This window comes from Paenibacillus sp. OSY-SE (assembly GCF_000283315.1).
GTDB lineage: Bacteria > Bacillota > Bacilli > Paenibacillales > Paenibacillaceae > Paenibacillus_B > Paenibacillus_B profundus.
On record NZ_ALKF01000056.1, the window covers coordinates 1 to 204 of the forward strand.

Annotated in this window: 1 protein-coding gene; it reads right to left on the bottom strand. The window is 46.6% G+C overall.

What is annotated here, in order from left to right; all coding sequences use genetic code 11:
- Positions 1-204: YceI family protein (locus A372_RS0100345; RefSeq protein ID WP_019418907.1), on the bottom strand; the 204-nt coding region annotated here is incomplete at both ends.

Genomic DNA, 204 nt, shown 5'->3' on the forward strand with positions numbered 1-204 from the left:
GTTCATATTGCCTTTCGCCAGCAAGGACGCAGCTGGTGCTTTCAAACGTAATGGTTGGATACTTGTCTGCATGAAGGAAGTCGTCGCTCTTCAGGTGCTCATCTCGTTGCGATTGGCGAGTTGTGATACTATTTGCATCTATGGAAGCCTGAATACCCATGGTTGTTAGGTTGTTGGGGTCAAAACTCAAGATCGCTTGGAAAT